Origin of the sequence: Pelotomaculum propionicicum, from assembly GCF_048984525.1 — a bacterium.
GTDB lineage: Bacteria > Bacillota > Desulfotomaculia > Desulfotomaculales > Pelotomaculaceae > Syntrophopropionicum > Syntrophopropionicum propionicicum_A.
The window spans coordinates 333,395-353,558 of record NZ_JBMGJC010000001.1 but is presented as its reverse complement, the minus strand read 5'-3'; the positions used below and the strand labels follow the sequence as shown (position 1 = coordinate 353,558).

General features: G+C 49.1%; 18 protein-coding genes. 15 read left to right on the top strand and 3 right to left on the bottom strand.

From position 1 onward, the window contains the following. Positions 1-9 precede the first annotated feature (9 nt). The 3 genes from ACOBQJ_RS01830 to ACOBQJ_RS01820 all read left to right on the top strand — a co-directional run bounded on the left by ACOBQJ_RS01830 (position 10) and on the right by ACOBQJ_RS01820 (position 3,776). Complete coding sequence (locus ACOBQJ_RS01830; protein ID WP_421070000.1) at positions 10-459, top strand: contact-dependent growth inhibition system immunity protein; 450 nt, start codon at positions 10-12, stop codon at positions 457-459. Positions 460-668: 209 nt separating this feature from the next. Next, positions 669-1,844, top strand: coding sequence for a hypothetical protein (locus ACOBQJ_RS01825; protein ID WP_421069999.1), 1,176 nt, complete (start codon positions 669-671; stop codon positions 1,842-1,844). 237 nt (positions 1,845-2,081) lie between these two features. Further along, positions 2,082-3,776 carry an Ig-like domain-containing protein gene (locus ACOBQJ_RS01820; RefSeq protein ID WP_421069998.1) on the top strand — a complete coding sequence of 565 codons (1,695 nt, stop codon included), beginning with the start codon at positions 2,082-2,084 and terminating at the stop codon, positions 3,774-3,776. A gap of 210 nt (positions 3,777-3,986) precedes the next feature. On the opposite strand, the gene ACOBQJ_RS01815 is transcribed toward ACOBQJ_RS01820, so the two are convergent. Next, positions 3,987-4,643: a DedA family protein gene (locus ACOBQJ_RS01815; protein ID WP_421069997.1), complete on the bottom strand. Its 657-nt coding sequence runs from the start codon at positions 4,641-4,643 to the stop codon at positions 3,987-3,989. Positions 4,644-4,921: 278 nt separating this feature from the next. Here ACOBQJ_RS01815 and ACOBQJ_RS01810 point away from each other — a divergent pair, with 278 nt between their 5' ends. Together ACOBQJ_RS01810 and ACOBQJ_RS01805 are read left to right on the top strand one after the other, a co-directional pair. Next, a complete protein-coding gene (locus tag ACOBQJ_RS01810) occupies positions 4,922-5,683 on the top strand; it encodes a MerR family DNA-binding transcriptional regulator (RefSeq protein ID WP_421069996.1) in 762 nt (253 codons plus the stop codon). A gap of 75 nt (positions 5,684-5,758) precedes the next feature. Beyond that, positions 5,759-6,940: a M28 family peptidase gene (locus tag ACOBQJ_RS01805; protein ID WP_421069995.1), complete on the top strand. Its 1,182-nt coding sequence runs from the start codon at positions 5,759-5,761 to the stop codon at positions 6,938-6,940. Positions 6,941-6,987: 47 nt separating this feature from the next. Here ACOBQJ_RS01805 and ACOBQJ_RS01800 read toward each other — a convergent pair whose 3' ends face one another. Beyond that, a complete protein-coding gene (locus ACOBQJ_RS01800) occupies positions 6,988-7,437 on the bottom strand; it encodes a VOC family protein (RefSeq protein WP_421069994.1) in 450 nt (149 codons plus the stop codon). A gap of 209 nt (positions 7,438-7,646) precedes the next feature. Continuing rightward, complete coding sequence (locus ACOBQJ_RS01795) at positions 7,647-8,453, bottom strand: cytochrome b/b6 domain-containing protein (RefSeq protein WP_421069993.1); 807 nt, start codon at positions 8,451-8,453, stop codon at positions 7,647-7,649. 294 nt (positions 8,454-8,747) lie between these two features. Here ACOBQJ_RS01795 and ligD point away from each other — a divergent pair, with 294 nt between their 5' ends. From ligD to tsf, 10 genes are all read left to right on the top strand, one after another. Continuing rightward, the gene (gene ligD, locus ACOBQJ_RS01790; protein ID WP_421069992.1) at positions 8,748-9,668 is read left to right on the top strand and encodes a non-homologous end-joining DNA ligase; all 921 of its coding nucleotides are present in this window, start codon (positions 8,748-8,750) and stop codon (positions 9,666-9,668) included. Between the two features lie 172 nt (positions 9,669-9,840). Further along, positions 9,841-10,944, top strand: coding sequence for a DNA-processing protein DprA (gene dprA / locus ACOBQJ_RS01785; RefSeq protein ID WP_421069991.1), 1,104 nt, complete (start codon positions 9,841-9,843; stop codon positions 10,942-10,944). Positions 10,945-11,025: 81 nt separating this feature from the next. Next, positions 11,026-13,194 (top strand): type I DNA topoisomerase, encoded by a 2,169-nt coding sequence (gene topA / locus ACOBQJ_RS01780; protein WP_421069990.1) that lies wholly within the window; start codon positions 11,026-11,028, stop codon positions 13,192-13,194. Further along, positions 13,187-14,560 carry an FADH(2)-oxidizing methylenetetrahydrofolate--tRNA-(uracil(54)-C(5))-methyltransferase TrmFO gene (gene trmFO, locus ACOBQJ_RS01775; RefSeq protein WP_421069989.1) on the top strand — a complete coding sequence of 458 codons (1,374 nt, stop codon included), beginning with the start codon at positions 13,187-13,189 and terminating at the stop codon, positions 14,558-14,560. Before topA ends, trmFO begins: the two co-directional genes overlap by 8 nt. A gap of 38 nt (positions 14,561-14,598) precedes the next feature. Further along, positions 14,599-15,531 carry a tyrosine recombinase XerC gene (xerC, locus tag ACOBQJ_RS01770; RefSeq protein WP_421069988.1) on the top strand — a complete coding sequence of 311 codons (933 nt, stop codon included), beginning with the start codon at positions 14,599-14,601 and terminating at the stop codon, positions 15,529-15,531. An 88-nt stretch (positions 15,532-15,619) separates the two neighbouring features. Next, positions 15,620-16,150, top strand: coding sequence for an ATP-dependent protease subunit HslV (gene hslV, locus ACOBQJ_RS01765; RefSeq protein ID WP_421069987.1), 531 nt, complete (start codon positions 15,620-15,622; stop codon positions 16,148-16,150). Between the two features lie 15 nt (positions 16,151-16,165). Then, the gene (gene hslU / locus ACOBQJ_RS01760) at positions 16,166-17,560 is read left to right on the top strand and encodes an ATP-dependent protease ATPase subunit HslU (RefSeq protein ID WP_421069986.1); all 1,395 of its coding nucleotides are present in this window, start codon (positions 16,166-16,168) and stop codon (positions 17,558-17,560) included. Between the two features lie 16 nt (positions 17,561-17,576). Next, positions 17,577-18,362 carry a GTP-sensing pleiotropic transcriptional regulator CodY gene (gene codY, locus ACOBQJ_RS01755; protein WP_421069985.1) on the top strand — a complete coding sequence of 262 codons (786 nt, stop codon included), beginning with the start codon at positions 17,577-17,579 and terminating at the stop codon, positions 18,360-18,362. Between the two features lie 223 nt (positions 18,363-18,585). Beyond that, complete coding sequence (gene rpsB / locus ACOBQJ_RS01750; RefSeq protein WP_421069984.1) at positions 18,586-19,284, top strand: 30S ribosomal protein S2; 699 nt, start codon at positions 18,586-18,588, stop codon at positions 19,282-19,284. Positions 19,285-19,483: 199 nt separating this feature from the next. After that, complete coding sequence (gene tsf, locus ACOBQJ_RS01745; protein WP_421069983.1) at positions 19,484-20,143, top strand: translation elongation factor Ts; 660 nt, start codon at positions 19,484-19,486, stop codon at positions 20,141-20,143. Positions 20,144-20,164 lie beyond the last annotated feature (21 nt).

Genomic DNA, 20,164 nt, shown 5'->3' with positions numbered 1-20,164 from the left:
GATTAAACCTTGGGACACCGAATATCTATTTATAAGGACAAGAAGGAAATTATTATAATTGTTCCCGTTCCTCGACATATCAATGGGTATGGTTGGCAAATTGATAAGCCTGCCATTATTAAAAATCCGTCTGATGTCAGTTTTGTTGGAAAAAAAGCCAGGGAATCTTTCGAAATGGCCGCAAAGGAAACTCCTTTTCACGGTGAAAAAGGATTTGATTATGAACAAGTAACCGGAACAAAAAATTATGCAAAGTTTACAAGAGAAAGAAAAAATGTTTGGGGATATATGGATATTGATAAGGGTTACTATATATTTCGACCATCAAAACGGGAAAGAGGAGGGGGGTATACTCCGATAAATAAAGCTAGGGAGAAAGAATATACTTTAAGCATTGATTCAACAGATGAGGAAATAGGTCGTATGATTATGAAGGCGTTCGAGGACTGCTTGCTATAGCATATATAAAGAGCATCTCTATTTTGGTAGGAGATGCTCTTTTTTGTCAGCATACTTTGAGAAAATAGTAATGGCAAATATTGATTTAGTACATAGGCCATAGGTAGACATTTTTCTGGTGGAAGCAACGGGATGCTCCTTTTTGTCCAATGGACTCAATCAAAAAAATATTATTTTTATACTAACAGTTGTTAAAGGGGGCACTTAATATGATTTATAATGTGAGCATTTATAAAGATAAGAAAGATAATATATTACTAATACCATATGTATTTGATGAACATGGCATTCGCAGGAAGTATAATAAGCCAGTCACATTAGAAAAACCATATCAAAGTTTTGTTATAGGTAAAAGTGTTAGGGAATGCTTTAAAGTTTCGATAGAAACGAAATGTCAGCAATCAGAACAAGCCGTTAATGTTTGGCAAATCGCAACCGGTATAAAAAGCTGGTATAAGTTTTCTAAGGAAAGGCTATGTGTTTCCGGGAAATTTAATCCTGAAGAAGGGTATACATTCTTACCATTAAAAAGACAATCCGATGGTTCCTATACCCCAGAAGGAATAGAAATAATTCACCTAACCGCGGGTTTAGATGCTCCAGATGAAGAAATCGGAGAATTAGTTCTAAAAGCATTTAGTTTTCTGGACAACAAAGTGATTACCTCCTGTAAAGAGGAAATTGCGGAAGTAGTTATAAAAGAAGCTGAAAACGGAAAAAAGCAATATAGTCCTGAATATCATGATAATGGAAATCCCAAACCAGAGAAGCCTGAGCCGTTTGGTTACAATTGCGCTTGGTTGGCAATAAAAACCCAAGATATAGATAAAGTTGCAAAGGCGTTAGAGTTAAAGAACATCAGGGTGGCAAATTGGACTGACGGAGTGGAAGCATGGGACGAATTTAACGGGGAAGTTTTTGTTTCTCCTCCTCTGGGTGACTGGACCATTGTAATTGGAATATCATTGCCTGACATGGGTGATTCGCGGCATCCCGATAAGTTAACACCTCTCATACTTAAATTGAGCAACGTATTTGATGAGGTGCAGTATTTTGGTACGCAGCGCACTTCGGAATACCATGCCTGGGCGAAAGCGAGAAACGGAGTTTTGATCAGAGCTTATGCATACGTAGGCGACTGTGGCCAAACCGCATGTAATGTGGGTGAGAAAACAATAGAAGAAAAGAAGTTGGGCTTTAACTTTTTTAATGAGAAAAGCCTGGAAGCCAGGAAGAATGGCTATTGGGACAGAGAAGACTTAAGATATCCGCGCGAATTTGATGTGCTCAGTATAGCTAGAGAATGGAGTACCGATACCTTATTTGAATCAGAAGAATACCCTCCCGGTCTAGGTTTAATAGGATTATTGCCAAAAATTTTATGATTGCAAATTAATAGGCCCTACATCATGGAATCAAGTAAAAGGATCAGGAGAAACGCCACCATCTTTAAAGTACAGCATGAAAACAGCATGATGAGGTTCTTTGGTCCTTTCTTAATAATGCGACAGCCGGGTGCAATCCCCTGTCGCATTATTACTCTAATGTATAGTAGAAATTATACCAATATGTAAAATACAATGACCTTACCATCCTATAAAATATGAAGTGGAGGTGTAATAATGATTAATATGTTAATTAAAAAAGTACTGTTTCTTTTTTTAGTCCTGTCTTTCTCGATGAGCCCATACGCAGCCCGGGTAAGTATGGCGGAAGATACCCAAAGCGGAGACTTGATCGAGCTGCCTTTTTATGTGAACGACGCGGCGATTGATCCGGATGAACCCGTGGTGTATCTTGTTAGTTCGGCAGAAAAGAAAATATACGCCGTCAACTATAATACCGGAACACTTGCATTGCTCAGCTTTGACTGGGTGCCTGAAAGCATAGAGCCAGGCACAGGGCAGTATGCGGGTGATCTTTATGTCGCTCTGCTGCACCAGAGTCACAGTTCTTACTGGTGGGATGAGGATCAGACCGGGACAATAGCAGTAATTGACCGCAGCACATTTACAGTTAAAGATACTTTTGATATTCCAGTAGACCCGTTTGACATCGTAGCCGGGAGGGATGGCTATCTCTATATCCCGTCCGGTTCCGGCCAGTGGACTAATTTTGATTCATACAGCTTGTCTTCCCAACAGCTTAACGACCGGACAGCAATCAGGCAGATGTCTTACGCGAAACTGCACCCGACAATGGAAAGGATATACACCGTTGACACGGATTTATCACCCAGGGATCTGCGCGCCTATAATATAGCAGGCGGGGCTTTCACTGACGCTAAATACCCGGGCGGTTATGATTCGCCCTATCACGGCGATTATCCGTTAGAAAAGAACATAGCGCTTGAACCTACCGGCAGATACCTTTTTAACGGCAGCGGGTGTATATTTACAACCGCCGCGGATAAAGCCCAGGACATGAACTACGTGTCAAAACTAGACTCTCCTTTCAGTGACATTGCATTTGAGCCTGATCTTTCGCAATTCTATGCCCTGAGCGGAGCCGCCATAAATGTTTACAATGGAAGTGATTTTAGCCGCCTGAATACGATTCCCCTGGTAAGCTCAGGCCGGTATTTATTTAAGAAAGGCGATCAGTTGGTCGCAATAACCAGGAATCCGGCATTATCTAATCAATCAGCGATTCAAGTTGTTGATATTAATCCTGACAGCCCGCCGGATGTTGTTGCGACAAATCCGTCACCCGGCGCCACCGGTGTCGCAACAGATAAAGTTATCAGCATTACTTTTAGTGAGGATATAGCGGCGGGGTCAGGATATGATTTAATTACCATGACGGATAGTGATAATAATCCTGTGACCATTTCTAAAAATATTAACGGCAGCACCCTCACTGTTGTTCCTGCTGCAAACCTTGGTTACAGCACAAATTATACCGTTACCGTGCCGGCAGGCGCCGTGCAGGATTCAGCCGGCAGCACACTGGCGGACGGCTGCAGCTTCAGCTTTACCACGGTGGAAGCGGCGTCTGATATAACACCTCCGGCAGTGAGTGCAACGGACCCTGCTAACGGGGCAGTAAATGTTGCGCTGGACAAAACAATTTCTGTGAATTTCAGCGAGGCTGTACAACTTGGCCCCAATGCAAGCGGTATCCTAATTAAAAAGGGCCGCACAATAATTTCTTATACCTTGGATATTAATGAAAGTACGCTGATTGTTGATCCCAAATCAGTATTTTCAAAAAACACTGCCTATACCGTGATTATACCTTCCGGCGCTGTGCTGGATCTGTCGGGAAATCCTTTAGACTCAACATATACCTTCTCTTTTATCACCAGAAAAAAATAGCGTATTGTGCCCGGTCCTATACAGAAAGAAACCTCCTGATTAATCAGTCGGGAGGTTGTTTTTTTGTGATACTGTTAAGCACACGATTTTATAAAAAGTATGTTAGTTCATACAAGCTATAAAAACAGGTCTTCCAGTAAAAGAAGACCCTTGCTTTATATTGCATACGGATTATAAAAGCACACGAGGACCGTCCCCGTGTGCTTGTTTTTAATCGCGATTAGCCTGGTTGCGCGTCTCTTTTCGGTTTCGGTAATTCTTATAAAAGAACCACGCTGCGCCGGCAATAATAGCTGCCAGTATAGTATAGCTTACCGGGCGGAAATAAGGTTCGATCAAATGCCAGTTTTTCCCCAGCTTAAAACCCAGGTATGTTAAAGCAATATTCCAGGGTATACAGCCTACCAGGGTATAGATAAAAAACTTAGCGAAATTCATCCTGGCTATACCCGCCGGCAGGGAGATAAAAGTCCGGATAACCGGCAGGTTACGGGTGAAGAAAACGGTCCAGTCCCCATAGCGGTAAAACCACCGCTCTGCCTTTTCCACGTGATCCGCATTGATCAGGATGTACCTGCCGTATTTCAGAAGAAGAGCGCGGCCGCCGCTGGCGCCGAACCAGTATGTGAGGACAGAGCCGGTAAGGTTGCCCAGTACCCCCGCGGCTACAACAATCCAGAAGTTAAACAATCCAACCGCTACCATGAAGCCGCTGAACAGCATAATTGCCTCGCTCGGCAGCGGGATACAGGAGCTTTCAATAATCATGCCGATATAGATACCCCAGTAACCGAATGTTTCCGTTAAGGTAAGGGCTATATGGGTTAACTGTTCAACTAGCGAGTGAAACATTGTTAAGTTGGACAACTCACTTTCATTATTGTTATCTCATAAGAAGAATTGCATTAAGTGGCAAATGAATTTTGCTGGTCATAGAGGTGTAATAAGAAGATTCAGCATTGCAACACATGTTGGAATTATAATATAACCAGACAGTTCAGTCAAACATTCTAATTAACGGACAGTTCATAGTTCTATTGTGTTCGGCGGGTATATTGCATTAAAATATGGGAAAAAGCAGGGCAATGTCCGCACATGCTATGGCTGATCTGCCTGGTCAAATTAAAATAGAGTGAAGTAGTCTAATGAAAACTTACAAAACATCTCAAATCGCGGCTTTATGCGGAGTACATCCTAATACGGTGAGGCTGTATGAAGAACTTGGTTACATCCCGCCTGTCCCAAGGGCGAAGAATGGCTACCGGTTATACAGCGAACTCCATCTTGAGTATGTGCGCCTTGTAAGGACGGCGCTGAAGAGCACCTGGCTGGGCGGAATTATTCGAAAGAAAGCGCTCTCGGTTGTGCTGCTTTCCGCTGCCGGTAGTTTTGAAGAAGCGATGCAGTTGGCACGGGAGCATTTGACCATGGTACGAGAGGAGCGGGGGAAGGCTGAAATTGCCGCCGGGCTACTTGAGACATGGGCGGCTGACAGGAATATTCCAGACGGATCAGCAGGGCCTTACTGGAAAAGCAGTGAAGCAGCAGAAAGACTTGATATTACATATGACATGCTGCGGAGTTGGGAACGCAACGGCCTGATTACAGTGCCGCGGGATCCTGACAACGGATACCGGGTATTTGGCAAAGACGAGATCCGCAGGCTTTATGTAATCCGGGCTTTGCGTAAGGCGCGTTTCAGCCTCATGTCTATCTACAATATGTTCAGGCATTATGACAGGGGTGTGAGAGAAGGGCTGGCCGGTATCCTTGACGAGCTGCCCCCGGACGAAGAAGACATCATTTTCAACACCAACCAGTGGCTTAGCAAGATTAAAACGATCGAAGAATATGCCTGTGAGTTGATCGACCGCCTGACTACAATCATAAAATATGTAAAAAAGTAAACCCTCCTATAGCGCACCAGGGTTTGGTGTTTGATGTAATATTGATTATACATCAGCTTGAAGGAGGGTTTTGTTATGGCCATCTTTAACCAGGATGATTATATTGAGCGCTGTCTGAAGAAACTTTCGGTGGAAATCGGGCAGCGGCCGGCGGGGTCCCGGGCTAACCGGGTGGCGGCGGATTTCATCGCCGGAGAAATGAAGATTTTCGGGTATGAAGTGACAACGCAGGAATACCCCTGTCCTGATTGGCGGGCATTATCAGTTGGGCTGACGGTGGCAGGGAAAAAGGTACCTGCTATCGTGAACACCCATTCACCGTCCTGTGATACCGAAGGCGTGCTGGTTCCTGTTTCGTCAGCCGAAGACCTGCGGGACATTGATTTGACCGGCAAAATCGCGCTGGTGCATGGTGATATCACCCGCGGCGGTTTTATGCCCAAAAACTTCGACCGCCGTTATTATTTTGATGAGATAAAGGACCGCTTCATCGAACTCCTGGTCAGGCGCAGACCGGTTGCTATTATTACGGTGAGCCATTACGATATACCGCTGCCGGTGCTGCAGGACAGCGAGTTGGACATCCCTTCGGTTTCGGTACACAGGGATGAGGTACCGCTCCTGCTGGGGAATTCCGGCTCTGGGGCCAGGCTGAAAATAGTCGCTGAAAGCAGAGAGAGCACCGGTTCAAATTTGATTGGGAGGCGTGGGAACGGTGAAAAAAAGATCCTGTTATGCGCTCACTACGACTCATTTCCCGGAACACCGGGAGCCATGGATAATGCTGCCGGGATTGCGGCTTTGCTGCTGCTTGCCCGTAACCTCAGGGAAGTGGATACCAAAGCGGCAATCGAGCTGGTAGCTTACGGCGGCGAGGACAGCTGGTTTCCCGGGGACGCCCTTTACATACAGGAGTATCCGCCGGATGATCTCATTGCGGCGATCAACATTGACGGCATAGGATTTAAGGATGTAAACAGGATGGCGGCGTTTTTTGGATGTCCGGATGAGCTGGTATCCCGGATCACAGAGACCGCCAAAAGGTTCGGGGATTTCATCGAAGGACCGTTTTATGAGAGCGACCACGGCTTCTTCTGGCCGCTGGGGATCCCGACCCTGGCCTTCACGTCAATGTGTATGGAACTTCTGGGCAAGGTCACGCACACTGTAAATGACACCATGGATTTGCTGGACATCAGCAAGATAGGGCAGACAGCGGGCCTGGTGCTGGAAATTGTAAAGATGTTCGATGAGTAGGGGAATTCGGGACAAGGGACAGCTCCCTTGTCCCAATCTATTTTTTCTTATCTCCAGTTTAGTATCTCTATAATGTTTCCTTCCGGGTCCCTGGCGTAAACAACTGTCAAAAGCCCGGCGCCCTCTATCTTCTTTTCAACTATCTCACCCAATTTGCTTCCGCCGTTTTCCAACAGCTTATTATAGAAATATGGGACGTCATCAACCAGGAAAGCTATGTGGGCCAGACCAGGCCTGTTGACAGCGGGCGGCTCATTACTATCAGATTGTTTGTTGTAACTGAATATCTCCAAAGTCGGTCCGTCCTCATACCCCGGCAGGCGCAGGTGCATACCCCTGATGCGGACGTCTTTTATACCGGTAACCTGGTCGATCCAATCGCCCTTGTGGTCCCGTTCCGGGGGCTCCGGTTTGCAGCCGAAGACTTCAATATAGAACTGGGCAAGTTTCTTCCAATCCCTGGCGATGATGTTGGTGTGGACATACTTTACTTTCATTAGCCCGGCCTCCTGCTATAGGTTTATTTACCCAATTAAAATATACCATGAAACAACCTTTTATAAGCATGTCAAAGATCTAAACCCCAGAATAGGAAAAAAGAATTCCCTTATTTAATAGTATTATTAAAGGGTTTTTCCAGCTATATGTAACAGGAGAAACCCTTCTAATATTTTAAGCGTTATCTTGTTCATAATTACACCCCTGTTTACCCGTACAGCTTTTCGTATTGAATTTTAGCAGCCTGCAGCTGTGACTGTCCTGTTTTGCACTGCGGGCTCAACAGGGGACAGTGTTTGTCACAGCCGGTACAAAACATATTGCTTAGATATTCCGACAGACTGACAGCTGATTCCCCATCATCTTGTATGTTCGTAATAGTGTAATTTTGATCATCTGTTGTTTTATTTTCACTATTATTTATGGCGGCAGCTTCCCGGGGCGGACTTTTCGGCACCGTGGCTTGCTGGGCAGCCTTATTGGGGCCTGGCGTGGCGGCAAAATACACCACCAGCATAACCATTGCCGCCGCTCCCAGGGCCTGAAGTGATTTCCTCAAGCGGCTTCCATTATAATTATGGAATATTTTTTGGACAGATGCCGTGACAAACCGCCAGTTCAGCGCGATATGGACTACAAACAGCCCCAGGCAGGCATATGCCAGCCATTTATGCACGGCGGCAAGTGTACGGGTATCGCCGTTTAATCCAAAGTCAAAAACGACTCTTGAAATCATAATCCCTGTAACGATTATGGCGCCAACACTGAATAACAGCACTGTATTCAGGACATACATCAACTTGGGCTTCTTCTTGATTTTTGATGTAAACAGGTTTTTTGTGACGCTTTTAACCCATGTCCAGTTTAAAAAGATATGCACTGTAAAGAGGGTGAAGATGGCCAGCCCCGCGATTTCATGGAAGGCAAGCCCTGTGTCGTAAGCGAATATAAGGATTATAAATAAAACAGCCATGGCTGTATCCAGCGCTAACTTTGTTATGGTCTTTCTGCTCATACTGTTTAACCCCTTTCAGGATTAGTATTTGTAGTACGGGTTGTTCTAAGTCTAAATTATAGTTTGTGAAGCTTAATGCCAACTGAGCGGGTGCTGAAATAGCACTTAAAATAAAAAAAAGCTTTAATAATACAATAGAAATACTTGTTTCCCTAAAATCTCATTGTTTATATTTTTTAGTTATGGCAAAATGACTTCTAACAGGGAATCAAAAAGGACTTCCCCTGTAACCTCTTGTCTCAAAGGGTTTGGCCGGGCTGAAAACTGTAAAAGCTAAAAACGGGGTGTTTTTAGATGAAGGAATCGTTTGTAAGTGTGGACGGCCGCGAGGTCAAGCTGACTAACCTGGACAAGCTAATCTGGCCGGAAGGCCTGACCAAGGCCCACCTGGTCAAGTATTATTCGGATATTGCGCCTTACATACTGCCGCATCTCCACAACAGGCCCATTGTAATGAAGCGCTATCCGGACGGCCTGGCGGGTGAAACTTTCTACCAGAAGGAAGTTCCCGAATACGCGCCTGACTGGATCATCAGGCAGCCGGTGGAGCATACCGGGAAGGTAATAAACTATATTATTTGCAACGACAGGGCTACACTGATATGGCTGGCCAACCAGGCCTGCATCGAGATGCACGCGTGGCTGGCCAGGCTGGAGAACCTGGAATGCCCGGATATCGCTGTTATGGACATGGACCCGGCGGAGGGGGCGACATTCGCTGATATACTGGAGATCGCGCTCCTGGTGAAGCGTATCCTGGATGAGTTTGAGATCGAGAGCTATCCCAAGACTTCCGGTTCCCGCGGCCTGCACCTTTTCATACCGCTGGAGCCGGTTTATTCATGGCAGAAGGTCACCGGGGCCATGAAGTATGTCGCGGAGCTGGCACAAAAAGTTTACCCGGACAAGGTCACTTTGGAGAGAAAAGTGGAAAAAAGAGAGGGGAAAGTGTACCTTGACTACCTGCAGAACGGCAGGGGGAAAACCATGGCTTTTCAATACAGCCTGCGCCCCCGTCCTGGCGCGCCGGTATCGACCCCGCTGCTCTGGCCTGAGGTGGAGAAAGGCGGCTTCCTGCCGGGAGACTACAATATTAATACTGTCTTCACCAGGACCGGCAAGCTGGGCGATGTCTTCGAAGGAGTCATTAAGAAAAGGCAGAGTATTAACAGCCTGCTAAACATGATCGATTATGGCGACTTGAAAAAATTATAAGAGATTCTTTAAATTCTCCCCGGTTGCAGCAATAACTGCCTAAATCTAAGCGGCCCTTTTGACGAAAGATAATAAAAGGTTCTCAAAAAGAAAATATTGCCAGTATGCAGGAAGATTTTGCTTGTGTCCCGAAAAGAATGGGATTAAAGAGTACTTGAGGGGAGAAGTTTTGTTGGAAGATAGATTGTACTGGCTGGGGTGGCAGTGCCTGATGCCGGAGCAGGGGAAGAAGCTTTGGTCCCTGCTGAGGCACTTTGGCTCACCGCGGGCAGCCTGGGAAGCCAGCCTAAAGGACCTTGCCGGCGCGCCCTGGAGCGGAGAAGAAAGCCCGGAAGAACTGGCGCGGCGAAGGGCGGGCCTTGACCCCGTGAAAGAGGAAGGGAAGCTTCAGTGTGCCGGTGTGAATTTTATCTGTTGTGATGACCCCGGCTATCCGGAGAACCTTTTTCAGATTTTTGACCCTCCCCCGGTTATTTTTATAAAGGGCTCACTTAAGTCTTCGGACAAGCTGGCTGTAGCTGTCGTGGGGTCGCGCAAACCTTCCCCGTACGGCCTCCTGGTAGCCAAAAAACTGGCCAAGGACCTGGCGGCGCTCGGCATTACCGTGGTAAGCGGCATGGCCAGGGGCATTGATACGGCCGGCCATAAGGGCGCCCTGGCGGGCGGCGGCAGGACGGTGGCCGTGCTTGGCTGCGGCCCTGATGTGGTTTACCCGAGAGAGAATAAAAAGCTCGTGGATAAAATTGTGGAGAACGGCGCGGTTATCAGCGAGTACCCGCTGGGGACTCCTCCCGAGCCCTGGCATTTTCCGGCCAGGAACAGGATTATCAGCGGGCTGTCGCTGGGGACCGTGGTCGTTGAGGCGGCTGAGAAAAGCGGCGCCCTGATCACGGCTGACTTTGCGCTGGAGCAGGGCCGTGACGTGATGGCTGTGCCGGGTAACGTAGTCAGCCTTTTGAGCCGCGGGCCGCACAGGCTGATCAGGCAGGGGGCCAGGCTGGTCGAAGGCGCCGGCGATATCATAGATGAATTGGGCCTGGAAAGGCTATTTCCCGTCCTGGAAGAAAATTCCGGTGTGAGATTTAAAATGAGCGCGGAGGAAGAGGCGCTGTACAGCCTGCTGTCGCTGGAGCCTGTTCCTTTGGACGAACTGATTGACCGGACAGGTTTGCCGCCGCAAAAAGTAATGGCGGCCCTGATGTACCTGGAAATAAAGGGCTTGACAAGGCAAATGCCCGGGAAATTATACGTCCGCGCGGGTTACAGTTCGTTCTAAAAATATTTATCAATGGATAGATTTAAAAAAAGTTGCTATAATAAATGGCAATTTAAAACGGAGTAATAATGAGGTGTTTTATTGTCTAGAATACTGGTTATTGTGGAGTCACCGGCCAAAGCAAAAACTATCGGCAAGTTTCTTGGGAAAAAATATGTTGTCAAGGCCTCCATGGGGCACGTCCGTGATCTGCCGAAAAGCCAGTTCGGCGTTAATGTTAAAGAAGGCTTTGAGCCAAAATATATTACTATACGCGGTAAAGGTGACACCATCAAGGATCTGAGAACAGCGGTTAAAAAAGCCGACCAGGTGCTGATCGCATCCGACCCCGACCGCGAGGGAGAGGCGATCGCCTGGCACCTGCAGAACCTCCTGGAGATCCCCGGTGAGAAGCCGTGCCGCATCGAGTTCAACGAGATCACCAAGCAGGCCATTCAAAATGCCGCGCGACACCCACGGCGCATTGATTATAACCGGGTCAACGCCCAGCAGGCCCGCCGTATCCTGGACCGCCTGGTGGGCTACAACTTGAGCCCGCTTCTCTGGCGCAAGATAAAAAAAGGACTTAGCGCCGGGCGGGTGCAGTCGGTAGCCGTGCGCCTCATATGCGACCGAGAAGCGGAAATCCAGGCTTTTGAACCGGAAGAATACTGGACCTTGACCGGTATGTTTGTCAAGACCGGTAGGGCGCCTTTCGAAGGCAGGCTTTTAAAATATAAAAATAAAAATATTGCCATAAAAAGTGAAAAAGAGATGCGGGAAGTCCTGGATAAGCTCAAGGGCACTCATTATATGGTGTCCAAGGTCGTCCGCAAAGAGAAGACACGCAGGCCCGCGCCGCCTTTTACAACCAGCACTCTCCAGCAGGAAGCCTACCGCAAGCTGAATTTTACCGCCAGGAAAACGATGATGGTGGCGCAGCAGCTGTACGAAGGCCTTGATCTGGGCAAGGAAGGGACTTCCGGCCTGGTAACATATATCCGTACAGATTCAACGCGGGTATCCGCATCTGCCAGGGAAGAGGCCCAAAAATATATTACAGAGCGTTTTGGCGCCCAGTATGTCGGCAGGGAGACCGCACCAGCGGGGGGCAAGGGCAAGATCCAGGACGCCCATGAAGCTATCCGGCCGACTTCAGTGCTAAGGGAACCCGACCAGATAAAAGGTTACCTGACCAATGACCAGTACAAGCTCTACAAACTGATCTGGTCCCGCTTCCTGGCCAGCCAGATGAGCCAGGCCGTATTTGACACCACCAGTGTTGATATTGGCGCCGGTTTGTACAGCTTTCGCGCCACCGGCTCGATCATTGTCTTTGCGGGATTTATGAAAGTATATACTGAAAGCCGGGACAACGGCGAGAAGGATGAGGAAGGGCTGCTGCCGGAATTAAAGGAAGGCGAGGAAGTGGAAGCCCGCTCGCTGACCCCGAAACAGAACTTCACACAGCCGCCGCCCCGTTACACGGAGGCGACGCTGGTAAAGATGCTGGAAGAAAAGGGTATTGGCCGGCCTAGCACATACGCGCCCATTATCGAGACGATCATCAAAAGGGCTTATGTGGTCAGGGAAAGCAAGCAGTTTTACCCGACTGAACTGGGCGATATCGTTGTTGCCATGCTGAAAAACCACTTTCATGATATTATCGATGTTGAATTTACCGCCGGCATGGAGGAAAAGCTGGATAAAATTGAAGAAGGGGAGCAGGACTGGGTCCAGGTCCTCGATAACTTTTACCAGCCCTTCAGCCGCACCCTGGAAAAGGCCGAGGAGGAAATCGGGCATGTCAAGGTTGCTGACGAAGTGACCGAGGAGATCTGCGATCAGTGCGGCCGCAACCTGGTAATTAAGATAGGCCGTTTTGGCAAGTTCCTGGCCTGCCCCGGTTTTCCGGAATGCCGCAACACGAAGCCGCTGTTGGAGCCGATTGGGGTAAACTGCCCGCGCTGTGAAGGCGAGCTGGTAGCCCGCCGCAGCAAGAAAGGCAGGAAGTTTTTCGGATGCAGCCGCTTCCCGGAATGTGATTTTGTGACCTGGGACCAGCCTTCAAATGTCAAGTGTCCCAACTGCGGCGATTTGATGGTGGAAAAGAAGAAAAACGGCAAAAGCAGCTACCTCCTTTGTGTAAATAAAGAATGCGGCGGCAAATCTTCAGCTGAAAAGAAAACACCCCGCAGGAAAACTGCGAAAACGGCAAAGGCAGATGCAAACGTGAACCTGGAAGGTGAATCAAGGACACAGGATGGATGAAAGACCGGGGGGGCTTACAGGCCCCAGTGAAAAACCTGAAAATATCGTGCCCGGCCTCTCGCAGCCCGCTGCGGTCACCGTAGTCGGGGCCGGCCTGGCCGGGGCGGAGGCTGCCTGGCAGATCATAAAAAGGGGTGTTAAAGTCAGGCTTTACGAGATGCGGCCTGAAAAACAAACGCCCGCGCACCGGAGCGGGGACTTTGCCGAACTGGTCTGCAGCAATTCTCTCAGGTCAGCCGCGCTGGAAAACGCGGTGGGACTGCTCAAGGAAGAAATGAGGCGCCTGGATTCCCTGATCATAAACTGCGCTGATGAGGCAAGAGTGCCTGCGGGCGGCGCCCTGGCTGTTGACAGGAACATCTTCGCCCGGCGCGTGACCGAAATGCTTTCACATCACCCCCTGGTCGAGGTTGTCCGGCGCGAGATAAATGAAATACCTGAAGATGACGTGGTAATACTGGCGACGGGACCGCTGACTTCAGACGCCCTGGGCGAAGCCGTAAGAAGCTTTACCGGGAGCGAATACCTTTACTTTTACGACGCTGTGGCGCCCATTGTCACAGCTGAATCAATTAATATGGACAGGGTTTTCCGCTATTCCCGTTATGGGAAAGGAGAAAGCGCCTACCTGAACTGCCCGTTTACCAGGGAGGAGTATATTACCTTCTGGGACGCCCTGGTAAAGGCTGAAAAGGCGCCCAGAAAGGATTTTGAGCGTGAAGTGCATTTTGAGGGGTGCATGCCTGTGGAGGCCCTCGCCGCCCGCGGCAGGGACACGCTCCGCTATGGTCCCCTGAAACCTGTAGGGCTGACCGATCCCCGCACGGGCAAGGGCTCCTTTGCTGTAGTGCAGTTGAGACAGGAAAACAACGAGGGCACGATGTTCAACCTGGTGGGTTTTCAGACCAGTTTGAAATGGAGCGAGCAGCAAAAGGTTTTCCGCCTTATCCCCGGCCTGGAGAAAGCGGAGTTTGTGCGTTTCGGTGTCATGCACAGGAATACCTACATAAACTCCCCGGTGCTGCTGGAGTCTACTTACCAGAGCAAAAACCGGCCCGGCCTTTTTTTCGCCGGCCAGATCACGGGGGTGGAGGGTTATGTGGAGTCGGCGTCTTCGGGGCTGGTGGCGGGTATTAACGCCGCCCGGCTCGCACAGGGAAAGGAACCCTTTATATTTCCCCGGGAAACTGCCCACGGTGCCCTCGCACATTATATAACCACCGCCGATCCCGGACGTTTTCAGCCGATGAATATAAATTTTGGGCTATTCCCCTCTCCCGGCGTAAAATTTGACGACAAGAAAGAACGCTGCCGGTTAATAGCCGGGATTGCTCTGAAGTCGATTGCATACTGCGGCTCACTATAAATTTTTGCCAGAGCCGTTGTGAATACTGGTGAGGTTAAATGTACAGCCATATTGACAATTTTTTAATATATCTCAAGGTGGAAAAAAACGCTTCTCCCAGGACTGTGGAAAGCTACCAGAAGGACCTCTTCAACGGGCTGGACTTTTTCTCTTCTGTCCTGAAAAAAGAAGACAGCGCCGTTACGCCGCAAGAAATTGATCACCTGGTATTTCGTCACTACCTGGCCCACCTGCGCGGGCAGGGCCTGGCCCGCACCACTGTGGCCAGGCGGCTGGCAGCCTGGCGATCTTTTTATAAGTACCTGCTGAGAGAAAAAGTAATCGAGGAAAATTATCTTTCCAGAGTCCTGAGCCCCAAGCTGGAAAAGCGGCTGCCGCGCTTTTTATATGAAGGGGAGGCGGCTGTCCTGGTGGAGGCGCCGGACTTGAAACACCCGCTCGGCATCCGCGACCGGGCCCTTTTGGAGTTATTATACGCGGGAGGACTGAGGATTAACGAGTTGGTGACGCTTGACCTGTGGGACCTGGACCTGAGCGCCGGGTATGTGCGGGTGATGGGCAAAAGGGCCCGGGAAAGGCTTGTCCCGCTTGGCTCGCAGGCCGTCAAGGCGCTGCGCGGCTACCTGGCCGGCGCCCGGCCCAGGATCCTGGCCAACGCGTCTGAAAAGAAAATAAATAACGCGGTTTTTCTCAACCGCTGGGGCGAAAGGCTCACCGCGCGGGGCATCCGCAAAATACTGAACAAATATGCCGAGAAGGCAAACCTGGAGAGGAAAATCAGCCCGCACACCCTGCGCCATTCATTTGCCACACACCTTCTGAACGCGGGAGCCGACCTGCGCTCAGTGCAGGAACTTCTGGGCCACTCCCGCCTGTCCAGTACACAGGTCTACACACACGTAACCGGTGAAAGGCTCAAGCAGGTTTACCGCAAGGCCCACCCGAGGGCTGAGGAACAGGAGGACACTTAAGGGGAAACAGGGGGACGTCATCTTTGTTTCATTATATAACTGGCGCGGGCGGACGCCGGGGTGCAATATAAACTGAAGGGAGAATGTTATGTTCCACGCCACAACCATAGTCGCAGTCAAAAGAGACGGCAAGGTTGCCCTCGCGGGTGACGGCCAGGTGACCTTTGGACAGAATACCGTTATTAAAAAAGGGGCCAGGAAAATCAGGCGCCTTTATAAAGACAAGGTGGTCGCCGGATTTGCCGGCTCGGTGGCTGACGCCTTTACGCTGTTTGAAAAGTTTGAGGGCAAGCTGGAGGAATTCCACGGCAACCTGCAGCGGGCGGCAGTCGAGCTGGCCAAGGACTGGCGGACCGACAGGGTACTGAGAAGGCTGGAGGCGCTGTTAATAGTCGCCAACGCTGACGATCTACTGATTATATCCGGCGGCGGCGAGGTGATAGAGCCGGACGACGGGCTGGCCGCCATCGGCTCCGGGGGGTCTTACGCCCTGGCTGCCGCGCGGGCGCTGGTCAAGCATACTCCCATGGCGGCGTGCGACATTGCGCGCGAGGCCCTTTCCATTGCCGCCGATATATGCATTTATACCAATGAGAATATAATAGTGGAAGAAATATAAATGGAGGACAATCAATTGAAGGATTTTACACCGCGCCGGATAGTCGAGGAACTTGATAAATATATTGTAGGCCAGCGCCAGGCAAAAAAGGCGGTGGCGGTAGCACTGCGCAACCGCTACCGTCGCAAGCTGCTGCCGGAGGATTTTAAGGACGAGGTAATACCAAAAAACATACTCATGATCGGGCCCACCGGGGTGGGCAAAACGGAGATTGCCCGCCGCCTGGCCAGGTTGGTCAAAGCGCCGTTTATCAAAGTGGAAGCCACGAAGTTTACCGAAGTAGGCTATGTGGGCAGGGACGTGGAAAGCATGGTCAGGGACCTGGTTGAAACCGCGATACGGATGGTCAAGCAGGAGAAACTGGACATGGTCCAGGACAGGGCTGAGCGGCAGGCCAATGAAAGGATTGTGGAGCTGCTGGCGCCTTACCCGGTCCAGGAGTCACCCACCCGCAATCCGCTGGAATTTCTCTTCGGAACTAATAAACCTGTGGAGACCGTTGACAAGACCCAGGAGCAGCGGCTAAAAAGGATCCAGTTTGAGCGTGACATACTGACTGAAAAATTGGCCAGGGGTGAGCTGGAGAACGAATTTATTGAAATAGAGGTCGAGGATAACAAGCCTCCTATGCTGGAAGTATTTACCGGTTCCGGCATGGAGGAAATGGGTGTCAATATCCAGGATATGCTGGGCGGATTTCTGCCCAAGAAAAAACGGCGGCGCAAGGTATCTGTGCAGGAAGGCCGTAAAATTCTAATCCAGCAGGAAGCGCAGAAACTTATCGACATGGACGAGGTAACCACCGCGGCGGTTAAGCGGGCCGAAGAGGACGGGATTATATTTCTTGATGAGATTGATAAAATTGCCGGGCGGGAAGGATACGGGCCTGATGTGTCCAGGGGCGGGGTGCAGCGGGATATCCTGCCCATTGTTGAGGGTTCCACCGTCATGACCAAGTACGGCCCGGTCAAAACAGACCACGTGCTGTTTATAGCCGCGGGGGCCTTCCACACCGCCAAACCCTCAGACCTGATTCCCGAACTTCAGGGACGTTTCCCGATAAGAGTCGAATTAGAAAGCCTTACCCGTGAAAACTTTCAACAAATTTTGACAGAGCCGAGAAACGCCATAGTTAAGCAATACACTGAATTGCTTGCCGCAGAAGGTGTGCAGGTTAAATTTTCACAAAATTCTCTTGAAGAAATTGCTGAAATCGCTTATACTGTAAATGAACAAACAGAGAACATAGGTGCCCGAAGATTGCACACAATACTAGAAAAACTGCTTGAAGATATATCTTTCGAAGCACCTGAACTGTCAGTAAAAGATATAGATATAGATAAAAATTATGTTGTCGAAAAATTAGGCGATCTGGTGAAAAACCAAGATTTAAGCCGATATATTTTGTAGGGGAAGAAGGGGCAGGATGAGAGTACTATTGGAAAAAACCCGGGATATCAATAAGATACTTCAAAATTCCGCCGGAAACACCACTGTGGACTTTAATGAGGTGGCAGATGTTTTAAGCGAGAATATTGGTGCCAGTATCTATATCCTGGACCGGAACGGAAAAGTACTGGGGTATTCATATCTAAAAGGTTGGACCTGCGACATAATGAAGGATATTGTTGAGGGACGGGGAGGTTTTCCTGAGGACTATAATGAAAACCTGATGACAATAGTGCAGACCCATGCGAACTTCTGCCAGACCAAAAATGCTTGTCTTTTTGTGGATGAGCCCTGCCGCTATAATAATAAAGTCACCACCATTATTCCGATTGTAGGGGCAGGTGCGAGGCTCGGGACTTTGTTCCTGGGCAGGTTTGAAAATTATTTTACCGATGAGGACCTTATCCTTGCGGAATACGGCGCTACAGTGGTCGGGATGGAGATCCTCAGGGCCAGGTCCGGCAAGATGGAGGAAGACGCGCGCAAGCTGGCGGCGGTACAGGTCGCCCTGGGCACGCTTTCATATTCCGAGCTGGACGCTGTGCAGCATATCTTTGAACAGCTGGAAGGCGATGAAGGGCTTTTGGTGGCCAGCAAAATTGCGGACCGTGTCGGCATCACCCGCTCGGTTATCGTAAACGCCCTGCGCAAGTTTGAAAGCGCGGGTGTCATCGAATCCAAGTCCCTCGGCATGAAAGGCACTTATATCAGAGTGCTTAACGACAGGTTGCTGGAAGAGCTGGGAAGGCTCAAACAGCACTGATAGATACTATGGAAGGCGGGGTTCATCCCGCCTTTTTATAATGTTCTGCCTAAATTTGCGAATTTTGAAAACCCGGCTTGCACCGGGATTTTCTATGTGGTAAAATACCAATTGGTGTGAAATACACACGCTGCTTGATTTGTGCAAGGGTGCCCCGCGCCGGGGTCTTGCAGAAGATGAAAGCAGCGGAGGAAAAACCGATGGGGGAAGGAGGTGTAATAAAGTGGCTGTAATTTCCATGAAACAGCTCCTGGAAGCAGGAGTTCATTTTGGACACCAAACCCGCCGCTGGAATCCCAAAATGGCCCCCTATATTTTTACCGATCGCAACGGCATTTATATAATCGACCTGCAGAAGACAGTAAAAAAGGTCGAGGAAGCTTATAATTTTGTTAAGCAGCTTTCTCTTGAAGGGGAAACCATCCTTTTTGTCGGCACCAAAAAACAGGCCCAGGAAGCGGTCAGAGAAGAGGCTGAACGCTGCAGCATGTTTTTTGTCAACCAGCGCTGGCTGGGGGGCATGCTGACCAACTTCCAGACCATAAGGCGCAGGATTGACCGGCTTCAGGAATTAGAAAAGATGGAAACCAACGGAACCATGGAGGTCCTGCCCAAAAAGGAAGTAGCGGAGTTAATGCACGAAAAGGAAAAACTGCAAAAGTTTCTGGGCGGCATAAAAGAAATGAGGCGCCTGCCGGGAGCGTTGTTTGTGATAGACCCCCGGAAAGAGCGAATCGCTGTTGCCGAAGCCAGAAAACTTGGCATTCCCATTGTCGCCATTGTAGATACAAACTGCGACCCCGACGAAATAGACTACGTTATACCAGGAAACGATGACGCTATAAGGGCTGTCCGCCTGTTGACCAGCAAGATGGCAGAAGCCGTTCTTGAAGGTAAACAGGGAGAGCAAACTGTTGAATAAATTATAGATAAACGGCGGGGGATATATAAAATACCGAGCAACCCCTGCCTTTTTTCTGCCCGCGCGGGTTTTTCCCCTGTGATGAGCGGTTTATAATAAAAAGTTTTAATTTGAAAAAGTTTTATGGACATCTCTTTTGGAAATATGGTTATAATATCATATACAGGTTTAATTTGTCATAAGGGAGGAAGTTTAATAAATGTCTATATCTGCAAGCCTGGTAAAAGAGCTCCGGGAACGTACCGGGGCCGGAATGATGGACTGTAAGAAAGCACTTGCCGAAAAAGGCGGAGATCTCGAACAGGCCGCAACCTACCTGCGGGAGAAAGGCCTGGCCGCCGCGGCTAAAAAAGCGGGCAGGATAGCCGCCGAGGGCCTGATTGAATCTTACATACATGGTGTGGGGAAAATAGGTGTCCTTGTTGAAGTAAACTGCGAAACAGATTTCGTGGCTAAAACCGATGAGTTCAGAGGGTTGGCCAGAGATATTGCAATGCAGATCGCGGCAGCCAAACCGGACTATGTAAGCAGGGAAGAAGTGCCTGAGGAGATGCTGGAGAAAGAAAGAAACATTCTTCGCGCCCAGGCTCTCAACGAGGGCAAACCGGAAAAAATCGTAGATAAAATGGTTGCCGGCCGTATTGAGAAATATTACAAAGATGTGTGCCTGCTGGAACAGCCATTTATTAAAGACACAAATATCACAGTCCAGCAGCTGCTGACAGAAAAAATAGCAAAAATCGGTGAAAACATAAGCGTCCGGCGCTTCACCAGGTATGAACTGGGCGAGGGGATTGAAAAGAAACAGGCGGACCTGGCTGCCGAGGTAGAGGCAATTACCCGAAATGTATGTAAATAAAATTTTTCCAAAAGGAGTTTT

Coding starts and splice junctions, on each gene's coding strand:
- ACOBQJ_RS01825 (WP_421069999.1), top strand. CDS start 669: ATGATTTATAATGTGAGCATTTATAAAGATAAGAAAGATAATATATTA.
- ACOBQJ_RS01820 (WP_421069998.1), top strand. CDS start 2,082: ATGATTAATATGTTAATTAAAAAAGTACTGTTTCTTTTTTTAGTCCTG.
- ACOBQJ_RS01810 (WP_421069996.1), top strand. CDS start 4,922: ATGAAAACTTACAAAACATCTCAAATCGCGGCTTTATGCGGAGTACAT.
- ACOBQJ_RS01805 (WP_421069995.1), top strand. CDS start 5,759: ATGGCCATCTTTAACCAGGATGATTATATTGAGCGCTGTCTGAAGAAA.
- ACOBQJ_RS01800 (WP_421069994.1), bottom strand. CDS start 7,437: ATGAAAGTAAAGTATGTCCACACCAACATCATCGCCAGGGATTGGAAG.
- ACOBQJ_RS01795 (WP_421069993.1), bottom strand. CDS start 8,453: ATGAGCAGAAAGACCATAACAAAGTTAGCGCTGGATACAGCCATGGCT.
- ligD (WP_421069992.1), top strand. CDS start 8,748: ATGAAGGAATCGTTTGTAAGTGTGGACGGCCGCGAGGTCAAGCTGACT.
- trmFO (WP_421069989.1), top strand. CDS start 13,187: ATGGATGAAAGACCGGGGGGGCTTACAGGCCCCAGTGAAAAACCTGAA.
- xerC (WP_421069988.1), top strand. CDS start 14,599: ATGTACAGCCATATTGACAATTTTTTAATATATCTCAAGGTGGAAAAA.
- hslV (WP_421069987.1), top strand. CDS start 15,620: ATGTTCCACGCCACAACCATAGTCGCAGTCAAAAGAGACGGCAAGGTT.
- codY (WP_421069985.1), top strand. CDS start 17,577: ATGAGAGTACTATTGGAAAAAACCCGGGATATCAATAAGATACTTCAA.
- tsf (WP_421069983.1), top strand. CDS start 19,484: ATGTCTATATCTGCAAGCCTGGTAAAAGAGCTCCGGGAACGTACCGGG.